The organism is Micromonospora sp. WMMD1102 (genome assembly GCF_029626265.1).
Taxonomy (GTDB): domain Bacteria; phylum Actinomycetota; class Actinomycetes; order Mycobacteriales; family Micromonosporaceae; genus Plantactinospora.
Genome location: NZ_JARUBN010000001.1, coordinates 3,941,525 through 3,962,205, shown reverse-complemented (window position 1 = coordinate 3,962,205; position 20,681 = coordinate 3,941,525). Strand labels below are relative to the sequence as shown.

General features: G+C 68.4%; 13 protein-coding genes and 1 pseudogene. 6 read left to right on the top strand and 8 right to left on the bottom strand.

The window, feature by feature from the left end; genetic code table 11:
• Positions 1-13: 13 nt before the first annotated feature.
• Positions 14-814: a helix-turn-helix transcriptional regulator gene (locus O7626_RS17600; protein WP_278062244.1), complete on the bottom strand. Its 801-nt coding sequence runs from the start codon at positions 812-814 to the stop codon at positions 14-16.
• Positions 815-916: 102 nt separating this feature from the next.
• On the opposite strand from O7626_RS17600, the gene O7626_RS17595 reads away from it, so the two are divergent.
• Entirely contained in the window at positions 917-1,381 is a 465-nt protein-coding gene (locus O7626_RS17595; protein ID WP_278062243.1) for a VOC family protein, read from the top strand.
• A 461-nt stretch (positions 1,382-1,842) separates the two neighbouring features.
• Positions 1,843-4,539, top strand: a complete 2,697-nt coding sequence (locus O7626_RS17590; protein ID WP_278062242.1) for a LuxR family transcriptional regulator — start codon at positions 1,843-1,845, stop codon at positions 4,537-4,539.
• Between the two features lie 130 nt (positions 4,540-4,669).
• Here O7626_RS17590 and O7626_RS17585 read toward each other — a convergent pair whose 3' ends face one another.
• Positions 4,670-5,782 carry an ISAs1 family transposase gene (locus O7626_RS17585; RefSeq protein ID WP_278060713.1) on the bottom strand — a complete coding sequence of 371 codons (1,113 nt, stop codon included), beginning with the start codon at positions 5,780-5,782 and terminating at the stop codon, positions 4,670-4,672.
• 299 nt (positions 5,783-6,081) lie between these two features.
• Positions 6,082-6,567, bottom strand: coding sequence for an SRPBCC family protein (locus O7626_RS17580; RefSeq protein WP_278062241.1), 486 nt, complete (start codon positions 6,565-6,567; stop codon positions 6,082-6,084).
• Positions 6,568-7,351: 784 nt separating this feature from the next.
• Between O7626_RS17580 and O7626_RS17575 the strand changes: the two genes are divergently transcribed.
• Positions 7,352-8,593, top strand: coding sequence for a hypothetical protein (locus O7626_RS17575; protein ID WP_278062240.1), 1,242 nt, complete (start codon positions 7,352-7,354; stop codon positions 8,591-8,593).
• 1,318 nt (positions 8,594-9,911) lie between these two features.
• Here the strand turns inward: O7626_RS17575 and O7626_RS17570 are convergent.
• Positions 9,912-10,556 (bottom strand): SRPBCC family protein, encoded by a 645-nt coding sequence (locus O7626_RS17570; RefSeq protein ID WP_278062239.1) that lies wholly within the window; start codon positions 10,554-10,556, stop codon positions 9,912-9,914.
• 738 nt (positions 10,557-11,294) lie between these two features.
• A complete protein-coding gene (locus tag O7626_RS17565) occupies positions 11,295-12,314 on the bottom strand; it encodes an aldo/keto reductase (protein WP_278062238.1) in 1,020 nt (339 codons plus the stop codon).
• A 332-nt stretch (positions 12,315-12,646) separates the two neighbouring features.
• Between O7626_RS17565 and O7626_RS17560 the strand changes: the two genes are divergently transcribed.
• Positions 12,647-14,125 carry an alpha/beta hydrolase gene (locus tag O7626_RS17560; protein WP_278062237.1) on the top strand — a complete coding sequence of 493 codons (1,479 nt, stop codon included), beginning with the start codon at positions 12,647-12,649 and terminating at the stop codon, positions 14,123-14,125.
• Between the two features lie 51 nt (positions 14,126-14,176).
• Here the strand turns inward: O7626_RS17560 and O7626_RS17555 are convergent.
• Positions 14,177-14,884: pseudogene (locus O7626_RS17555) on the bottom strand (MerR family transcriptional regulator); the annotation flags it as partial.
• 365 nt (positions 14,885-15,249) lie between these two features.
• Here O7626_RS17555 and O7626_RS17550 point away from each other — a divergent pair.
• Together O7626_RS17550 and O7626_RS17545 are read left to right on the top strand one after the other, a co-directional pair.
• On the top strand, positions 15,250-16,992 hold the full coding sequence (locus tag O7626_RS17550) for a glycoside hydrolase family 43 protein (protein WP_278062236.1): 1,743 nt from the start codon (positions 15,250-15,252) through the stop codon (positions 16,990-16,992).
• Positions 16,993-17,205: 213 nt separating this feature from the next.
• On the top strand, positions 17,206-18,543 hold the full coding sequence (locus O7626_RS17545; protein ID WP_278062235.1) for a cytochrome P450: 1,338 nt from the start codon (positions 17,206-17,208) through the stop codon (positions 18,541-18,543).
• Between the two features lie 67 nt (positions 18,544-18,610).
• Here O7626_RS17545 and O7626_RS17540 read toward each other — a convergent pair whose 3' ends face one another.
• Both O7626_RS17540 and O7626_RS17535 read right to left on the bottom strand, forming a co-directional pair.
• Positions 18,611-19,801 carry an acyltransferase gene (locus O7626_RS17540; protein ID WP_278062234.1) on the bottom strand — a complete coding sequence of 397 codons (1,191 nt, stop codon included), beginning with the start codon at positions 19,799-19,801 and terminating at the stop codon, positions 18,611-18,613.
• The gene (locus tag O7626_RS17535; protein ID WP_278062233.1) at positions 19,798-20,265 is read right to left on the bottom strand and encodes a nucleotide disphospho-sugar-binding domain-containing protein; all 468 of its coding nucleotides are present in this window, start codon (positions 20,263-20,265) and stop codon (positions 19,798-19,800) included. The genes O7626_RS17540 and O7626_RS17535 overlap by 4 nt, the downstream gene beginning before the upstream one ends.
• Positions 20,266-20,681: the final 416 nt, after the last annotated feature.

Genomic DNA, 20,681 nt, shown 5'->3' with positions numbered 1-20,681 from the left:
CGATCCGGCCTCGTCAGCCCAGTCGATTCAGCTTCTCGCGAGCGGTGGTGTCAGCCCGGGGTGTAAGGACTACGACGCGGAGGTCGGTGTTCTGCGTGGTCAGGACGTTAGCGTCCAGTGGGATGGCGCCGACTTCCGGATGTACCGCGGTCTTGTGAGCGCTCTCGTGATTGGCCACCGCACGAAGGGCCCAGAGGCGGCAGAACCGGTCGTTCCCGGCCATGCGCGAGATCAACGCCGCCACCTCGGGGTCGTTCGGGTAGCGGGCGCTGGTGGCGCGCAGGTCGGCCACCAACGACTGCTCGAAGTAGGCACGCTCGATCTCGGTCTGGCGGACGCGGGGGTTTCGTGATTCGAATTGGACGATCAAGGCGTTGAGGTCGTCGGCGGTCGCGCCCACGGGATCGCCGAAGACGGCCGCGAACAGCCGGTTCCAGTGCAGAAGCCGCCACGCGGCGTTGTAGACGGCCACCGGGGTGTCGCCGAGATGGTCGATGACGCGGTGCAGGCTGCTGGGGATCACCCAAGGTATCCGGTCCGGGGCTGCGGCGAAGCCGGCGAGGTGCATCAGGTGCGCCTCCTCGTCGTCGGAGAGTCGTAACGCGCGGGCCAGGGAGGCGCATACCTGCACCGATGGCGTCGCGGCCCGGCCCTGCTCGAGGCGTGCCACGTATTCGGGGGAGATGCCGGCCAGTGTCGCCAGTTCGCTGCGCCGGAGCCCGACCACACGGCGAGGGGACGCGTTCGTGAGACCGACCGTGGCCGGGTCGGTACGATCCCGCCAGGCCCGCAGCGCAGCTCCGAGGTCACTCATAAGCACATGATCCGCCATCGGTCGTCGGAGCTGGGTAGTACCAGCGGTACGCGGAAGATCCGTGCCTTTCACCGTGCGACCCCGCCCGTCAGGATGGGGATCATGAGCAGAGTGACCAGGATGAACCACATCGGAGTGCCGGTCAGCGATCTGGCGCGGTCGGTGCGGTGGTACGAGGACGTCCTCGGCATCGCGCCGAACGGCGTGACGATCTCGGCCACCAACCCGGCGATCGGGGCCGTCGTCGAGGTCGAGAACGCGTCCATGCGGGCATCGTTCGCACTGGCCGGTGACAACGTCCTCCTGGAACTCATCCAGTACGACAGCCCGCCGCCGAGGCCCTTCACCGGGCGCAACTGCGACGTCGGGGTCATGCACCTGTGTTTCGAGGTCGATGACCTCGACGCTGCGCACCGCGACCTGGTGAAGCTCGGCGTGCACGTCAACGCGGATCCGGTCGTGCTCCAGGACGGCGACGGCGTCGAAGCCGGGGCGCTGGCCGGAACGAAAATCCTCTATCTGCGCGATCCCGACGGCATCCAGCTGGAACTGTTCGAGTTGCCCTGACAGGAGCGTCGACGCCCGGGCCCGCACGACGGGAGGGTCGACGGCCGGCCTCCACTTCAGAACCCGTCGCCGGTCGCGGCGACGCCGGAGAGGCCAGCGCCGCTCGCGACTGCCCGGTTGGCTGCACAGAAGTCCGCAGACAGGTGACCAGTAGACTGCCCTGGGCGGAGCCGCTGCCGCGGCACCGGCCGATCGCTGTCATCACGCTGTTCCTCGCGAACGCCTGACACAGCGGGCAACCAACTTGCCATCAGCGCCATGCCGTCGATCGACCTGATCGGTGAACTGCCATGGATGTCATCGGAGGGTCGAACACTGGAAGGGAGTCCTCCCTGTCACCCGCCATCTGCTCGACCTCGGTCACCGAACCGAACAGCCGGCACACGACCGGCACGAGACCCCGATCCGCGTGATGCTCACCGGCCCCCGACAACCGCTCGTCCGGCAACGAGCAAGAGCTGATGGCTGATATCAGGTCGGGGCGTTTTGTCGCTCGGGAGACCGAGCTGAGCAAGATAGCTTCGGTGACGGCAGCCGCGGCGCAAGGCCGTGGCGGCGCGATGCTCGTGCTCGGTGACGCGGGGATCGGCAAATCTGCGCTCGTCGACGAGGCCGCTTCGCTGCTCGATGGATGGCAGGTGCTACGCGCCGGCGGTATCGAGTTCGAGAGCGAGCTGCCCTACTCGGCCCTGCACCAGTTGTGCGCGCCCGTGCTCGACCAGCGCGCCGGGCTGCCCGCACCGCAGCGGCGCGCGCTCGACACGGTGTTCGGGCTCCACGCCGGGGTCACGCCGAACCCGATGCTTGTCGGCCTGTCCGTCCTGGGCCTGCTGAGTGCCGTAGGCCGAAACAGGCCGGTGTTCTGCATAGTCGACGACGTGCAGTGGATCGACGCCGGATCGCGGCAGGTACTGGCTTTCGTCGCGGCACGCGTGGCGGCGGAGCGGATCGCCATGGTGCTGGCCGCCCGCGACGCCGCCTCGGTGGCCGACCTCGGTCGGCTACCCGCCCTCACTCTTCCCGGGCTCACCGACTCGGAGGCGCTCACCCTGCTGCGCTCTCGGGCACCGTTCGGCCACGAGGTGCCGATCCTCCAACGGATCCTCGCCGAAGCGGCCGGCAACCCACTCGCCCTGGTGGAGTTCGCCGGCGACGCCGGACCGTTCGGACTTCCCGGCGACGCCGGGCACGGCGCTGTGGAGCACCGGTTCGTGGGGCGGTTCCTGCGGCTGCCGGCACCCGCGCGTTCGGTTCTGGCGCTTGCCGCAGCGGAGCCGACCGGCGACCTCGTCCTGCTGCGGCGTGCCATGGCGATCCAGGGGTTGAGCGCCGCGGATCTGGCCGCGGCCGAGGACAGCGGCCTGTTGGTGATCGAGTCCCGGGTGCACTTCCGGCATCCGTTGGCGCGATCCGCGGTGTACCGGTCGATTGGTGCCGGGGCGCGACGGCAGGCACACGCGACGTGTGCCGCCGCTACGGACGCCGACGTCGATCCCGACCGCCGCGCCTGGCACCGGGCGAACGCGATCACCGGCCCGGACGAGGAGACCGCAGCAGAACTGGAACGTTCGGCCGGACGGGCACAACGCCGGGGTGGATTCGCGGCCGTGGCCGCGTTTCTCGAGCGCGCGGCCCGACTGACACCGGACCGGTCGCGGCAGGCACGCCGGTTGTTGTCCGCGGCCCGCGCACGGTTGAGTTCGGGGGCACCCTCTACCGCCCGGGAATTGGTGTACGAGGCCGAGCGTCTCCAACTTGCCCCGGCCGACCGCTGCGCTGCGCGACTGCTGCGCGCGACCATCGACTATCACGTGGCGCGCAGCATCCCGGCGACGATCGCGCTCATCGACGCGGCCGACGGCATGGAGCCCGATCAAGTCCGCGAGACCTACCTGGAAGCCTTCGCGTCGCTCATGTTCAGCGTCGACGAGCCCGGACGGTTACGGCGGCTCGCCCTGCACATCCGGGACCGGGTACCCCAGCGTCAACCGCCACGTCCGGTCGATCTGCTGCTGCGGGCATTGGTCGAGCAGAACCTCAGTCCAGTGGACAGGGCGATGCCCATGATGCGCCACACGGTCGACGCCTTTCGGAGCTACGCCCGCATGCCCGACGCGGATCCGTGGTGGATGGAACGCGCCTGTGTGTTGAGTATCGACCTCGGCGACAGCGGCGCCATGGAGGAAATCGTCGATCGTCAGGTGGATCTCGCCCGGGCGCAGGGCGCCTACGCGATACTCCCTCATGCGCTGCGCTTCCAGGCGGTCGCCCGGACAATCGTGGGCCGCTTCGCCGACGCGCACGTCTGCATCACCGAGGCGCGCGCGGTCGACGAGGCCGCGGGGACGTCCAATCTCGTCGGGTCCGACCTGATGCTCGCCGCCTGGAGCGGAGACGTCGACCGGTTTCGCGATATCCGGAAGAAAATGGACGGCTGGGTCGGGGTGAACTTCACCGCGTTACATTACGCGAACGGCGTCCTGTGCAACGGGAGCGGCGACCACGAGGCCGCGCTCGACGCGTTGCTGCTCGTGCAGGACCAGCACCGACGTGGCTCGTACGCCGTCACCGCCTTCCACCACGAGCTGGTCGAATCCGCCGCGTACGTCGGACGTCCCGAAGAGGCCAAGGAATCGGCCGAATGGATCGAGAACGTAGCGCGGGTCAACCCGAACGCGTGGACGACGGGCGCGCATCTGTTGACGCGTGCGCTGCTCGACCCGGGGCTCGGCGCGCAGGACCACTACCGTGCGGCAATCAGCCGGTTCGCCGGAAGCACGATGCGGGTCCACTACGCGCGTGCCCGCCTACTCTACGGAGAGTGGCTGCGACGGGTCAGCCGCCGCACGGAGGCACGGGCGGAGCTGCGTGCCGCGCACCATCTGCTCTCCACCATCGGCGCGCGTGGGTTCGCCGCCCGCGCCGCCCGTGAACTGGATGCCATCGGTGCGCCGACCCTGGCCGATGACGCGGATCCGTTCGTGGCGCTGACCGCACGGGAGCTGCTCGTCGCCCGCAAGGTCGCCTCCGGCGCAGGCACCAAGGAGGTCGCCGCACTGCTGTTCGTCAGCCCGCGAACGATCGACGCCCACCTGCGCAACCTCTACCGCAAGCTGGGCATCACCTCACGCCGGCAGCTGCGCGAACTCTTCCGATGACGGAGTCGACCCGATCGAGCGACGAGCGGCCCCGCGGGTCGAAGACCAGCGGGGCCGCTGAGGCACGTCGATGCCAGGCGCCTGGCGCGCTTCACATTCCCGCGCAGCCCAGCGTCTCCGGACCCCAGGGTCATTGCGTTCTGGGGTAGCTGCTGGTCATTGCAGTGATGAGGTCGTGCGGGCGACGGTCGGCGCGTCTGGTGGCGCGGGCGATGTTGGTATCGCCGTTGGTGCGGTGGTAACTGGCCGCGGTGTTACGTAGCGTCGCCATGATTGCGGGGCCGGTGCCGGTTCTGGCTTGGTGGAGGTCTTCACGGAACGTGACGTCGCGGACATGATGGACCTGATTCTCGATCAGCCACTCGTTTCGGGCCCAGGACTGCAGGTCCGCGGGTTGGGCGTGCTCGGCGGGGAGGGAGATGGTGTAGTAGGCGGTTTCCCTGGTGGTCTTGCCCTTGAGGGTGCGGGTGCGGGTGATCCGGACGGCCTGCTCGGCGTGAGGGAACAGCAGACCGCCGGGGGTGGCTACGGTGAGCGCCTTGACCGTGCGGGTCTCCCGCCGGCCGTGACCGGTTTCGCGGCGTCGGTCACCCACCGGGACCTGGGCCCAGGGCAAGGCCTTGAGCTGGGCAAACACGGTCGGCTGGTTACCTTTGACCGGGATGAGCAGGTCGGCGCCGCGAGCGGCGACCTCGGTCGCGTGGCTGGTCTGTGTATGGAGGGCGTCGGCCACGAAGATGAGGCCGTCCAGGCTACCCAGAACCTGTTCGACCGCGTCCAGCAGTGGGGTGAACGCGGGGATTTCGTTGCTTTTCGCGGCCACGGTGACCTGAGCGAGCACGATGCCGGTGCTGGTGTCCAGCGCGGACAGCAGGTGGACCCGGCTGCCATCGGCGCGGCGGGCGCCGCGCATGGTCTTGCCGTCGATGGCGATGACGATCCGGTACCGCCGAGGTCGGGGCGTGACCGGAGGCGGGACGCGGGTACGCAGCCAGTCGGCGAGCACGGTGGCCAGCAGGTCAGCGTCCAACCTGGTCAGCAGCCGCCAGATCGTGGTCGCGGCCGGGACGGCGCGGATGAACCCGAGCCGGGCCCTGGCGAGGTCATCGAGGTCGTGCAGCCAGTCCGCGATGGCCGCGAACGATGATGCGCCGGCGGTCACGGCGCACACCGCGACGGTCAGTAGCCCGACGAGCGGGTAACGCGCCCCACGCGGGGACCGGGGGTCCGCGATGGTGGCCAACGAGTGCTGGAGCCCAGCTTCTTCACCCTCGGTGACAAGGCGCGGTGGCGAGTCGGTGGGGGTGCGAACTGCGGACAGTACCTGAATCGGGCATGCTGACATCGCGGGTGAGGTCCTCAAGGTGTCCGGGAGCGTCGAGAACTCCATGATCACCTACAGGCCTCACCCGCCTTCCTCAACCCCGCAAGGGTCCGCCCACCCCGGGAATCCCCAGTTCAACGGCCACTCGACCAAACACGCAATAGCCCTGCTCCGGACCCGCGCCGGAAGCTGCACCGCGACGGCAACCGCACTGCTCTTTATGAGGCGGTCGCCGCCTCGGCGGTGCGCTTGAGTCGTTCCAGCCACATGACGAGGGTCGCGTCGAGACCCTCCTGGAACGGCGCCGGGTCGGCATCGACAGGCGGGCCCGCAAAAGACTCCTCCGTGGCCACCACCACGCCATTGCCGGCCGGAGTGAGCGCCCAGGCGTGGACGCCGAGGACGCCCTCCGATCCGCCACCGTATCCCCGCCACACGAGGCGTTCCAGCGGCCGCACCTGGACAACTGTCGATTCGATTTCCATGCCCGCCGCGGACCAGCGGAACACGGAGCCCGGCGCGAGCGGACCGGTTGTCTCGACGTGTGCGTACGGAATCTCGGGAAGCCAGGTCGTCCATGCGTCGATGTCCGTGAGGATCCGCCACACGGTGCCCGCCGTCGCGTTCACCGTGGCGCTGTGACGGCTGACAACCGGGGCCGACACGTCGATGCCGGTTTCCCCAGCGTCCGTAACGTTCTCCATCGTGAAGCCCCTCCTGCGGTCGGTGACGGTTGGAGCGCCGGGCATGAGTGAACCGCCACATCCAGACTCGGCTGGTGCGATCGTTCCAGAACGGCACTTCCCGCACATCGGCAAGAATTACCTACCTTGCGGTACGTCGGCCGGGGCGCGGTGAGGTCGTCGGGTGAGCGCAGCCCAGTCCCTTCAGGCGAGCTCCTCCCACCTGCCGACCATAGTGGAGTGTTGGTAGGTACGTATGGTGGAGTCAGGGTCAGCGAACACGCACAATCGCTCGGTCGAACACCGAGCCACGTAGGAATTTCAGCTACGCGACACTAGGTAGTTACTACCGATGCGGGCACGGCGGCGCGTTGGCAGGATCGGCTCTGAAAGCGACGTGGCGAACGACAAGACGCAACGACTGTGCGCGTCGGTGCCTGTTGGCGCGGCGAAAGCGCAGATCGCGTAACGGTGGCTACGAGCGTGTGAACGATCGATTTCCAGAACGGTCTGGAAGCACCGAAGGGACGGATATGGCCGGCACCTCCGCGGCCGGTTCACGGACGATCTCGGCGCCTGCGGGCGGCACGTCGTGGCTGCCGACCGGCGCGCCTCGCCGACCGGCAAAGAGTGTGCCGCATCGACGGCATGGTTGGGGACGCCGCCAGTGGCGCGCCTCTGACGAGCATCGTCACCAGGCGATGCCTGACAGTTGGGAGTGAGTTTGAAAGTCAGCCAGAGAGACGTGACCCGGAGTTCGGCACCGGGCGCACCTCGGGCGTGGCGTCGGATACGCCGCCTGCTCGTGATTGTGCTCGCTGCGGCGTCGCTCGTGACGCCGCTGGTGGTGGCGCCGACGAGTCCCGCGCATGCGGCGCAGGCCGCCGACTGCGCGCTACCGGGACCGTCCGGCTGGGCCACAGCCGAGCACGAGGGAATGACCACGGACTACACAGGGCGCTGGCGCGACCCGATCGGGACGCATCGGGTGATCGCCCTGTTCGTCGACTTCGAGGATGCGGAGGGCGACGCCGGAGTGAGGGAAGCGCTGCGGAACAGTTTCGCGCCGGCCGTCGACTGGTTCGACACCTCGTCCCGAGGTCGTACCGCGCTCGACGTGACGTGGGGCCCCCAGTGGCACCGAATGCCACAGCCGAGCGGGTACTACCACGATTTCGACCCGGACAAGGCTGTCACCAGCACTTTCCCTCTGCACAAGAGGCTGATGCAGGACGCCGTCACCGCAGCCGATCCGCTCGTGGACTTCAGCGGATACGATTTCGTCCACGTCATCGTGCCGCCGCCGCTGTTGTACAGCCCCAACTACCGATCCGCCGCCTACATCGCCCTGGCTGGCAACCCCGCCGACCACCTGCGGTCGACGGAGGGTTCGATCCGGCTCGGTGCGACCCTGGGCTGGGGGATCGATCACGTACACCGGCTGTTCGTCCACGAGACCTCTCACCTGTTCGGCCTTCCTGATCTCTACAGCTACACCGTCGGGGGAGACGCCGGCCTCGCCTCGATCGGTGGTTGGGACCTGATGGGTGCCACTCGGGGAAGCGCTCCGGACCTTCTGGCCTGGCACAAGTGGAAGCTGGGCTGGCTCGACGACTCCCAGGTGTACTGTCTGCCCACCAACCTCCAGACGGCGACCAGGACGTTGACCCCGCTGCACACCACGGGCGGTGCGAAGATGGCGGTGCTGCGCACCGAGCCGAACCGGGCCGTCGTGGTGGAGTACCGCGCTGCCGGCGGACCTATCGACGGCGCCCCGGAGCAGGTGCAGTCTCCGGAATGCTTCCGGCCCGGGGTGCTCGTCTACACGGTCGATGCCGACAAGGTGGGCGGGCAGCAGCCGATCAGGGTGATCGACGCCCATCCCAATTCAGATACCGGGGCCGGATGTCATCCCGCGCTGCGACAACTCGACGACGCCACGTTGGTCAGCCTCAACCAGGAGGTCGTCGACCCGCAGAGCGGGACCAGAATCCGGTTGACCGGCACTGGTGACGGCACCCGGACTGTTCGGGTGACCCGGCCGTGACGTGAACGCCGACAGGTGCTCCCGGCACCCCCCGGTCCGCGCGGCTACGTTTCCCTGAAGCGGACCACGTCGTGCCCGACCCGGTAGCCGACTAGCGGTTCGGGCGACAGCTGGATCGTTCGGGCGGGGGCGGAAACCTGCCAGCACATGTCCCGGACCACCGTCGTCCGCTGTATTTTGCGGTGGCACCTCGCACCTCTGAGGTGCCACCGCAAAGTCATCTGGCGAACGGCGCTCCGTTACCGCGACGACTGGTCGACCACGTCCGGGACCGGCACCTCCAGCGCCGCCGGGAGCGATACCAGCGCCTCCTCGCTGAAACGCAGGAGTGGCCGGTCGCCGTGCTGGTCGAGTTACTGCTGGACCGACGTGGACAGCAAGGTGATGCCTGTCTCGGCGAGCAGCGCCGCCGTCATCGTGGGCACGCCTCTCGCGCGCAGGCGCCTCGGCCGGTCAGAAGCATCGGTGGACGGCCAGGTCGAATGGCGTGGACGGGCCAGCTGTGACAGCCCGAGAACGCCCACCGGTTCGAACAGAACCTCGGACAGCGGGCGGACGTAACAACTCCTGCCCTTGGCGGCAGGCTTGCGAGGTCAGGCGTTCGGGATGACGGAATCGCGAAGCCGCTCGGTGCGGTCGGGGTGAGCACCCCCTTCGTACGTCCGCGATCGGCTCGGACGCTGACCACCCCGGGGCGGCAGGGAGAATGCTTCCTTGCCAGAAGGGAGCCTGGCCGCGCCAACTCGACCGAGCGACGAGCGCTGCATCGGCAGAAGACGGCATCCGGGCGCACGAGATGACCTCAACCACCGGTCCGGTGGTGCGGCAGCGCCGAGCAGGTTGGTGTGACCGGACATGGACCCAACGATGCGGCTGTCCCGGATGCCGAGGTCGTTCACGGTATTGACCAGGTAACCGGCGACGCCTGCTCGGGATCGGCAGGAGTTACCTGGCAACCGTCCGACGCACCTGGTTGTCCGCCGCCGCACCGTCGTTGTCGTTGTCGTTGTCACGATCTTCCCGAACCGGCGGCGATCCTCAGCCTCGTCGGCGCCGTTCTGACCCCAACAGGTCGACGAATGGACCGGAGATCGCCGACGGCGGTACCCGGCGGGCGGGCACCGCCGTCCCCGAGCCGCCCGGCCCGGTCGTCGAGACCAGAGCCGGGCGGCCAGAGAACGGCGTCCGTCCGCACCATCACGCAGGCCGCGCGGTACGACACGGCGCGGATCCGGACCACCTCGGACCACCCCGCGCGAGGGACCCGGTGCGGCAGTCCGATCTGCCTCACCCGTCGGCAGGTGTCCGAAGGTTCAGGTCAGCCGTCGTGGCCGGCCCGGTGGCACGGCTCAGCGCCGGCCTCGGCGGTGGCCTTGAGGTCACGCAGCCACATCTCGAGACCGCCCGCGAGAGCAGCGGTGGCGAGCGCGACATCGGACTCGACCTGGTCGCCGGTCCAGGTCTCCTCGGTCTGGACCCGGATGCCGCCCGCGACCTTGCTGAACGTCCACACGTGGACGCCCTCGTCGATCCGCAGCCCGTCACCGCTGGCCGGGCCCCGCCAGCGGATGCACTTCTGGTTCTGGATCTGCTGCACCGTCGAGGTGACGGTGAGGGTGGTGGCGGGCGAGATCGGGGTTTCGATCACCGGGGTAGTCCAGCGGAACTGCGACCCCTTGCGCAGCGGACCGTGGTCGAGGCGGTCGTTGGTCAGCACGGGCGCGTGCCAGGACGGCCAACGCTCGACGTCGGTCTGCAGGCGCCAGACGGTGTGCAGCGGCGCGCCGATCACCGTCTCGGCCCGGTAGCGGATCTCGGCATCGGGGTCGACGCCCCGGCCCTGGCAGGTAACACCCCGAGGGCTGGCCGCCGCGGCGGGAGAGCCGACCGCACCGACCAGGGTGAAGCCGGTGGCGACGGCAGCCGCCAGAGCCAAAGGCCGGCGGATGCGGGAACGAATCACAGAGTCTGCTCCTTGTCGAAGGTGGGAACGAACGAGGTGCACGGACCGGCGGTGGAACTGGCGCGACGGGATCGGGTGACATCGCGAGCGGCACGCTGGCGGACATCGCGCGGCACCCCACCGGGTATCGCGCGCGGTACCCGGCGGGGTCGCCTGACTACGGCGACATCCGGAGCCCGGTGCCGGCTCCGATGGTCCCGGTTCCGGCCCATGGCGCAGCCTTCCCGGTCCGTTCGCCTCCAGGCTGGCATCCGTCGGTCGCTACCCGCCTCGGTGGAAATCGCCTATCTGCCGCCGTGAGGACAGGGTGGTACCGCTTACTCAACGACGAGCCAGCCGAGTGTGGTGATGAACGGCCGTCAGGTCAGCTTTCCGATCGATTCCGCCACGTACGGCACCGAGGAAGTCACCGGCGAGCAGGAGGATCGCACGTTGCAACGATGGCGCGACTTCCAGGTCAACGAGTCGGGCTACCAGCACGAGCAGATCCAGAGCCCTCAGACGATCGGGTACGCGCTCACCGACTCGCGATTCGTCCGTCGGCGCCGATGTCGACCACCGCGTCGCGCGACACCGTGCACGTGGCAGCGCACGGAATCACGATCAGGGCGCGGAGCCGCACCCGAAGACGTGTCGATTCCATCGGGCACGGCGGACCGTGTGCCCAGCACAAGATCAAGCTCGAGTTTGCCCGCCGGGGCCGCCAAGGCAGCCACGGCGGGATTGACCGGTCCGGCTTCAGCGGCGGCGCAGCGTCGCGTCGAGGAGGGCCGGTGGCGTGTCGTTCTTCTCGTGGGCGGCGAGGTCGACGCCGGGAGCGACGATGGTGTCGATGGCGTCGAGCACGTCGGCCGGCAGCACCGTGTCCGCCGCGGCGAGTTGCGCGTGCAGGTGGTCCATGGTGCGCGGGCCGATGAGCGCGGTCGTCACGGCGGGGTGCGCGTTGACGAAGCCCAGAGCGAGCTGGATCATCGTCAGACCGGCCTGATCGGCCACCTTCGCCAGCTGTTCGACGGCGTCGAGTTTGGCGCGGTTGGCGGGGATCGTGGTGTCGAAGCGCTGCTTCATGAACGCCGAGCGATTCGTGGCGACCTCCTGGCCCGCGCGGATCGCGCCGGAGAGCCAGCCCGAAGCCAGCGGGCTCCAGACCAGCACCCCCATGCCGTACTCCTCGGTCACGGGCAGCACGTGGCCTTCGACGCCGCGTTGCAGGATCGAGTAGTTCGGCTGCTCGGTGACGTAGCGGGCCAAGCCATGCTCGCGGGCGGCCCACTGGGCCTGGACGACCCGGTAGGCCGGGAAGGTCGACGAGCCGAAGTAGCGGATCCTGCCGGCCCGCTGCAAGTCGGTCAGGGCCGACAGGGTCTCGTCGTCGCTGGTGGCCGGATCCCACCTGTGGATCTGGTAGAGATCTACGTGGTCGACGCCCAGCCGGCGCAGACTGTCGTTCAGCGCGGTGAACAGCCAGCGCCGGGAGCCACCGCAGCGGTTGCGGTCCTCGCCCATGGGTAGGCCTGCTTTGGTGGCGAGCACGATGTCGTCACGGCGTCCGGCGACGGCCTTGCCGACCATCTCCTCGGACTGACCACCGCTGTAAACATCGGCCGTGTCGATGAGGTTGACTCCGGCGTCGAGAGCGGCCCCGACGATGGCGGTCGCCTCGTCCTGAGTGGTGTTGCCGATCTTGCCGAAGTTCATGGCGCCCAGCGCGAGGGTGCTGACCTGCACGCCGGTACGACCTAGGTTGCGGTACTGCATTTTCGTCTCCCGTGATGATCCACGCCCGTAAGCGGAACGGTGTTCCCCTCAGAGGATACGGAGCGATGTTCCGCTTGCGCACCTTGGTGACGGAGATTACCCCTGGGCATCGCGGATGAACGACTTCCGGTCGGGCGGGTGATCCGTGCCGACTGCTCCGCGCTGGGGAGATCATCGAGGCCGGCCTGCTCGGCCCGCCGACGGCGCTCTTCAAGCCCGGCGTGGCCCGGCGGGCGCTGTCCGGCGCGAGACGGCAAGTTCGGACACTCCCTTGACCGTGTGGCGGCGACAGGGTTTTCACTGGTGCGGCAAGTCTTGAGTAGGGGAGTCAGATGCGAAAAACCTTGTCGGTCGTACTCGTTTCCGCGGTCGCGGCGATGTCGCTGCTGTCGGTTCTGGGGGGCTCCCAGGCAACGGCGCAAAGCGGGTTGAAGTGGGGTCCGTGCCCCGCCGACAGTGCGCTGCCCGGACTGGAATGCACGACGGTCCAGGTCCCGCTGGACTATCGGAAGCCGCAGGGGCGGCAGCTCGACGTGGCGGTCTCCCGTCTGCCGAGCAAGGACCCGTCGCAGCGCCGGGGAGTGCTGGTGACCAACCCGGGCGGTCCCGGCGCCGGGGGACTGATCTACCCGGGCCTGCTCGCCGGGAATCTGTCGCCGCAGCCACTGCCGCGCAGCGTCCAGGACCAGTACGACGTGATCGGGTTCGACCCACGCGGTGTGGGTCACAGTTCGCCGGTTACCTGTGACGTGACGCCGGAGCAGATCGCGCGGCGCAACCTCTGGTACCCGGCTGACCCGGCCGGCGTACGGAAGGACGCCGAAATCGCGCAGGTGATCGCCCGGCAGTGTGCGACATCGGAGACGGCCGCGCTGCTGCCCCACATCACCACCGCGAACACCGCACGAGACATGGACCGCATCCGCGAAGCGCTGGGCGAGCCGAAGATCTCTTACCTCGGTACGTCGTACGGCACCTACCTCGGCGCGGTCTACACGACGATGTTCCCCCAGCGCAGTGACCGGTTCGTGCTCGACAGCAACCTCGGCCCCGGTGGTTACGACCTCACCGCCATGCGAAGGCTCGGCCGCGGCCTGGAGGACCGGTTCCCGGACTTCGCGAGGTTCGCCGCCGCCAATCCCCGGTACGGGCTGGGCACGACACCCAAGCAGGTGCGCGCGAAGTTCTTCGAACTCGCCACGCGGCTGGAGAAGTCACCGGTGCAGGGCGTGGACGGTTCGTTGTTCCGCGGGATCACGTTCGACCCCCTCTACAGCGACGTGAACATGCCCACCCTGGCCGCGGTGTGGCAGGCACTCGACAAGAACCAGCCGATGCCGCCCGAGCCACCGCCGGCGAACATCGACAACGCCGTCTCCGGCCGCCTGCATGTCATCTGCGGCGACTCGACGTGGCCGAGATCCGTCCGCGATTACCAGCGGGCCGTCGCGGTCCACCGGGTCAGGTACCCGTTGGTCGGTGCGGCCGCGGCCAATATCGGTCCGTGCGCGTTCTGGCCGTCCCCGGTCGAGCGGCCGGTGCGCATCGGTGACCGAGGGCCGTCGAACGTGCTCATGGTGCAGAACCTTCGCGACCCAGGGACCCCGCTGGTCGGCGCCCGCGAACTCAGGAACGCGTTCGGCGCCCGGGCGCGGATGGTGACCGTGGACCAGGGTGGTCACGGCGCCTACCTGCTCTTCGCCGAGAACATGTGCGCCAACAACACAGTGACGGCCTTCCTCGCCACCGGCCAGCGTCCGCGGCCACGACGTCACGTGTGCGGCGGAGGCCGGCTGAACGCTGACGCGTGACGAGTCAACCAGTCGTACGGGTTCGGGCGTGCGGTGGCGGACCGACGGCGGTCAGCCTTCCGTCCGCAACTGCTGGCGGGCCAGCTCTTTGGCGCGGTGGATGACGTCGACCTGGGCCTCGTTGTGGAGTTCCCGCAACGCGTCGACGAACGTCTGCCGCGTCACGGATTTCCCCGACGACACGTGCGCCATCGCGTCGTTGTCCATCCACGGATAGTCACGAAGGGTACGGACCAGCGACGGCGCGTACTTCTCGGCGAGGTTCTGCCGCGTCGCCTCGTCGGCGTCAGCGGGTAGCGCGTCGAAATCGGCGCTGACGGCGTCGTCGTTGTCGTTCTCCACCGCCTGCCGCACGTCGGCCAGGGCCTGGTCGTCGAAGAACTGCGTGTATATGTGGATAAGCGAGCGATCGGCCTCGGACAGGCGGGCAGCGACGGGCTCGAAGCCCGGCGGCGTGTCAGACGGCGCGTTCTCGCTCAGGATGGCCGCGATGCTCTGCCGGGCCTTCTCCAGCCGCTCGATGGCGGCCGCGTGGTCGACGTCGATCTGCCGCAGCGCATCGGGGGAGCCCGCGCTCGGCTCTTTGATCCGAGACAGCGGCACGCCCAGCTCGACCAGTCGGCGGATGCGCAACAAGCGTACGAGATCCAGTATTTCGTACTGCTTGTAACCGTTGTGTCGGCGATCGGGCTCCTCGAGCAGGCCCAGACGATGGTAATGCCGGATCGTGTTCACCGTGGTGCCCGCGAGTGTCGCGAGCTCGCTCGTGCTTCAAGCCACGTCGATCCCCTTCCCGGCCCACCGGGTGCAGACCTCGGCCGCAGCCGACAAGTACCGGGCGGTACTCGAGAGAGCTCGAGGTTAACAGCTAATCGCCGGCCGGCCTGGGCGTTCCCCGTCACTGTCGTGGGTCCTCGGCCGAGGCCGGTGCGTCGACCGCCTCCGTGGTCTCCGGGTCGGCGGTCTGCACCACGCGCGGGCGCTCGGGAGCGGCCGTACCGGATCCGGAGGTCAGGCCTCATTGCGGGGCAACCCAAGGGATTGTGAGGGAGAAGTATCGGAGAACTTCCGGAGACAAGGAGCGTTGAAAAGACGCGGCTGTACAGGACGCCGACATTGTCACTATGACGTTCCAACGGCTAATCTGTGCCGATCCGGCGAGCAAACTTCGCCGAAACTTTCGACGAGGCTACCGTTACGGGAGAACCGAAATGACGACCGCAACACAAAGCCCGGCAGCGGCCGGGCCGCACGGCGGCGAAGAGCCCGGCCGGCTGATCCGAAACCCGGTTCTTGCCGGCTTCAACCCCGACCCGTCGATCTTGCGCGTCGGCACCGATTACTACATCGCCACGTCGACCTTCGAGTGGTACCCCGGGGTCCGGCTGCACCACTCGACCGACCTGGTGCGCTGGCGTCCGCTCGGTGGCGTCCTCACCGAGCGGCGGCTTCTCGATCTCACCGGAGCGGGTGACTCCAATGGCGTGTGGGCGCCCGACCTGTCCTATGTGGATGGCGAGTTCCACCTCCTGTACACCGACGTGGCTAGCTTCGCCAGCGGGTACTGGGATCCGCAGAACTATCTGGTGACCGCCCGCGACATCGCCGGGCCCTGGTCGGACCCGGTGGTACTGCACGGGCGCGGGTTCGACCCGTCGCTGTTCCACGACGAGGACGGCACAACCTGGATGCTGTCGATGGCCGCGGACCCGCGGCCGGGCCGTGATCGGTTCGCGGGCATCGAGATTCAGCAGTACGACCGCGAGGCCCGTCTCCTCGTCGGCACCGGGCGGACAATCTTCCACGGAACCACCGCCGGCGCCACCGAGGCTCCGCATCTGTACCAGAAGGACGGCTGGTACTACCTGGTGACCGCGGAGGGCGGCACCTCCTGGACGCACCAGGTGACAGTGGCCCGCTCCCGTAGCCGGTTCGGGCCGTACGAGGTCCATCCGGCCGGCCCGATGCTCACCTCGGACGGCCGTCCCGAGCTGGAGCTGCAGAAGGCCGGTCACGGCAGCCTCGTGTCCACGCCGGACGGGCGTTGGTACCTCGCGCACCTGACGGCCCGGCCGTACACCCCCCTCGGCCGGTGCGTGCTCGGCCGGGAGACCGCAATCCAGGCGGTGCAATGGCCGGAGGGGGAGTGGCCGCGCATCGAGGACGGGATACCGGCGGTGCTCGTACCCGTGCCGGGCGAAGCCGAGCCGGCCGGGGATCTGGCGGAGGAGCGGGACGACTTCACCGATCCGGTGCTCGGCCCGGAGTGGTCGACGCTGCGCCGTCCCGCCGCCGCGGACTGGGTGGATCTCACTTCGCGGCCCTCGTTCCTGCGTATCCACGGCGGCCAGTCGCCGGTCGGCCGGCGGCGTCCGAGCCTGGTCGCGCGTCGCGTGACCTCGCAGCGGTGCGAGCTGACCGCCTACCTGCACTTCGAGCCGGCCAACTACCGCCAGCTCGCTGGCGTTACCGCCTACTACAACACCCGCAACTGGCACTACGCCTATGTGACCGCCGACGACGACGGCCAACCGGTACTCGAGGTGATGTCTTCCGACAACGGTCGGCGTGTCATGCACGACGCCTGCCGCGTCGATCTGCCGGGCGCGGACGACATCACGCTGCGGGTCACCTTCGACGGTCCGCGTGTCACGTTCGGCTATCAACTGGCCGGTGCGGCGGGCTGGGTCGACCTGCCGGCGGAGCTGGACGCCACCATCCTGTCCGACGAGTACGCCGCGACCCTCGTGGAGGGCGAGCCTGAGGGCTGGGGCTTCACCGGCGCGTTCGTCGGCCTGTGGGTTCAGGACCTGGGCGCCGAGGGCGGATATGCGGACTTCGACTGGGCCTCCTACCGCCACTGGTGAGCAGCCGCCGGGGGCGAGCGCAGCAGTCGCGCCTGCCCGCGCAGCCGGGCGTGCGCGCTGTCCAGCGATGCCACGCTCGGCTGCTGAACTCTTGACTGCTGGCAAAGCGACGGTGATGACCATCGCTGCGCACTGCCGGGCCAGGGACCGAGAAGGGGTACGGCGCGTGGAAATATAGTCGACGTAGGTCGATTAACTGAACGGGGGATCACCGTGACGACACAGTTGTCCAAGGCCATCGCCGTACCGGGTCCGGCTGGGCATCCGCTTCTCGGCATGCTGCCGGCGCTCCGCCACGACCTGCTGGGATCGATCCTGGACGGCTTCCACACGTACGGCGACGTGGTGGCCTACCACGTCGGACTGCCTCGGGGGCCACGTGCCGTCAGCGTCGACGTGGTGAACGTGCACCACCCCGACGGCATCCATCAGGTCCTCACCACGCCTCAGGTCTTCAGCCGCCGCGCGAGCGCGTACGAAATCCTTCGGGAGTTCATCGGTGAGGGCCTGCTTACCAGCGACGGAGACCGTTGGCTGCGACAGCGGCGGACGCTGCAACCGCTGTTCACACCGCGCCGGGTGGCCCGCTACACCGAGCTGATGGCCGACGAGGCGGCCCGCGTCGTCGACGACATGGCGGTCACCACCGGATCCGTCGTGGACCTGTACCAGGTCATGCAGCGCTACACGATGCGGGTGGTCGGCCGGGCACTGTTCGGCGACGACATCGACGAGGTCGTCCCCCGTCTGCAGGAGCTCATGCCCATTCTGGGCGACCTCGCGCTGGCGCGCGCCCTACAGGTTGTCAAGCTGCCGCTGAGCTGGCCGACGCCGCGGTCCCGCCGGATCATGCAGGTACGTGCGACCCAGTACGAGATCATCGACGGCATCATTGCCGTCCGCCAGCGATCGGGCGGCGAGGAGAACGAGGATATGCTCAGCCGGTTGTTCGCGGCCGAGGATCCGGAGACCGGGCAGGCGCTGTCCATGGAGGAGATCCGGGATCAGATGCTCGTGTTCCTGCTCGCCGGCCATGAGACGACCTCGGCCGGGCTGGCCTTCACCATGCACCTGCTGGGGAGGCATCCCGAGGTGCAGGAACGGGTCGTGGCCGGGATCGGCACAGGCGACGACGAACTGGTGCGCGCTGCGGCCATGGAGGGCATGCGGCTGTACCCGCCCGTGTACAGCATGGAGCGGATGACCGAAACTGACGTCGTCGTTTCCGGTCACCGAATTCCGGCCAATACCAAGGTGGTAGTTGCTCCCTGGGTCACGCACCGGCATCCGGAATTCTGGCCCGACCCGGAGCGCTTCGAGCCCGACCGGTTCCTCGGGCAGCAGGAGCGGCCGCGCTACGCCTACTTTCCATTCGGTGGTGGGCCGCGCAGTTGTATCGGGGAACACTTCGCGCTGCTGGAGATGACAGTACTGCTGAGCGCGTTGCTCGCCCGTTACCGGGTGGACACCAGCGACGAGCGGCTGGAGGTAGTACCGATGGTCACTCTGCGTCCGGCTGACGCGGTCCGGGTCACGCTGACCGTCCGGTGAACCGGTGCCCTGGCCGATCCGGACAGGATCAGCCAGGGCACCGGTTCGGCCCGGCGTGCGGCTGTCGCTACCTGACTGGCGTCCCGTCACCCGTCGCGACGGGCATCGGCTCGACGACAGGCGAAGCGGTGGCCACTGCGGCGGGCTGAGGGCCGGCGGCAGGTTTCCGGGATCTGGCGAACCGGCGCATCATCGGCCGTTCCACGCCGATGTGCAGCAACGATGCAAAGCCGAGCGTCACCAGGTAGGCGCCGACCATCACGCCCAGCGCAGCGGCGACACCGAAGCCGCTCGGCGACATGTTCCCGGCGCCATACAACACCAGGATGTGAATGAGGTAGAAGGCGAAGGACGTGTCGCCCAGCCAGCCGGCGACCCGCCCGCGCAGCGGTGAGCGGTGCCCCTCGACGTCCGCCCGCGCCGCGGCGGCCACCAGCAACGCGAGCGGGATGACCATCGCCGCGACCACCGAGTAGAGCAGCGGCACCACCTCGGAAACGCCGTAGAAGGCCAGCGTGACAAGTCCGGCGGCGGGCAGGCTCAGTCTGATCCACACCCCTCGCATGACGAGCTGGGCGATGACGATCCCGAGGACGAAGTCCAGCATCCGGATCAACGGGAACTGTTGTACGAACCAGAACTGCGGAAATGCCGCGTCCGCGTAGGTGTACGTCGGCTCGTCCGGAAGGAACGCCGTGGAGACGACGGGTGCGACAAGCGTCGCGGCGACGATGCCACCCGCGATCGACCAGAGCCAGGTAACGGAGAGCCTTCGGACGCCGGAGAGCAGCCACGGGAACGATGCGTAGAAGAAGATCTCACAGCTCAGCGACCAGCTCGGCGGATTGATCCCGTTGAAGATGAACTCGTCCGGAATCCAGCTCTGCACCAGCGTGACGTTCGCCAGCGTCGGCCACAGCGGCGCGCCCCCTCGTACCAGGATCAGAAGAACGATGAACACGGCACAGACGACCAGGTGGTTGGGCAGGATCCGGGCGGCCCGGCGGCGCCAGAACCGGCGATTCGGCTCGTGGTCGGGAGCCGACCAGGTCAGGACGAAACCGCTGAGGATGAAGAAGAAGCCGAGCGCAGCAGATCCGGTACGGCTGAGAGCGGTGTACCACCAGTCGTCGACCCGCTCGTCGGCGAAAAAGCCGAACAACGTCGTGTGGGAGAAGAAAACCGTTACCGCGGCGATCCCCCGCAAACCGTTAAGTGTCGGCAGCTGCCGGGCCATACGTCCCGCCTGCTGTGTCATCGGCGGCCACCCTCCGTTGTCTCGGACATTTCCTGTCTGCGTACCGGCCGGCGTGTCCGGAACGCCTCCTCCGCGATGTCGGCCACGCGCCGCACGCTGTCCAACTCCGCGATCCGGCGTTTGTAGTGCTGCGCTTTCGCGTGGTCGGTAGGGTCGTCGCTCACCTCGTCGATGGCCGCCCGCAGCCGCGCCGGACCCACCTTGTGCACCGGGATGAACTCGCCCGCGCCGAGGTAGCTGAGCGGGGCGGCCACGCCTGGTTGGTCGATCCCCACCGGCAGCGCGATCATCGGCACGCCATGGGCAAGCGCTTCCAGTGGTAGCCGGTTGGAGACACCGTTGCGGCCGGCATGCCGAGGAAGTCGGCCAGCTCGTCGTGTAGTGGCGTATTGCCGTTGAGCAGCCGCGAGCCCGTCCGCGACGTGCCGTACTCTTCGATCGTCGCCCGCGCCGTCGCTGGACATCAGGCCAATAAGCTCGCGAAGGCCGACGCTAGTCTTGCCGACTTGTTCTGTAACGCTCCTCGGGAACCAAGGTAAGAACCCAGGGATGCGGCGCTATAGGAGTGCAGGAAAAGTGGCGTTGCGGTGGCAGCGCATAGAACATTGATCCCCCGATCCGCTGTTCACATCCACCAGCGGCGATCGCTTGACGATCTCTCTGGAGCAGGATGCTACGCTGGATCCGCAGCGCGAGTCCAGTCCACTTTGTTACCGGATCCTCGCCGCCACTGCGCCCGTGCTGCCTTAACTTGCGCCAGCTGGCAAGCGAGAGCCGAAGATCCTCTACATTCGGGAGGACCACCTGCTGGACCGTTGCCCGGTCACCCGGCCGTGGTGATGCTCGACGAGCCGGTCAACGGCCCCGACCCGAAGGGGGT

Bases quoted from the DNA above. Each gene is read 5' to 3' on its own strand.
- O7626_RS17600 (WP_278062244.1), bottom strand. From the start codon at position 814: ATGAGTGACCTCGGAGCTGCGCTGCGGGCCTGGCGGGATCGTACCGAC.
- O7626_RS17595 (WP_278062243.1), top strand. From the start codon at position 917: ATGAGCAGAGTGACCAGGATGAACCACATCGGAGTGCCGGTCAGCGAT.
- O7626_RS17590 (WP_278062242.1), top strand. From the start codon at position 1,843: ATGGCTGATATCAGGTCGGGGCGTTTTGTCGCTCGGGAGACCGAGCTG.
- O7626_RS17580 (WP_278062241.1), bottom strand. From the start codon at position 6,567: ATGGAGAACGTTACGGACGCTGGGGAAACCGGCATCGACGTGTCGGCC.
- O7626_RS17565 (WP_278062238.1), bottom strand. From the start codon at position 12,314: ATGCAGTACCGCAACCTAGGTCGTACCGGCGTGCAGGTCAGCACCCTC.
- O7626_RS17560 (WP_278062237.1), top strand. From the start codon at position 12,647: ATGCGAAAAACCTTGTCGGTCGTACTCGTTTCCGCGGTCGCGGCGATG.
- O7626_RS17550 (WP_278062236.1), top strand. From the start codon at position 15,250: ATGACGTTCCAACGGCTAATCTGTGCCGATCCGGCGAGCAAACTTCGC.
- O7626_RS17540 (WP_278062234.1), bottom strand. From the start codon at position 19,801: ATGACACAGCAGGCGGGACGTATGGCCCGGCAGCTGCCGACACTTAAC.
- O7626_RS17535 (WP_278062233.1), bottom strand. From the start codon at position 20,265: ATGTCCAGCGACGGCGCGGGCGACGATCGAAGAGTACGGCACGTCGCG.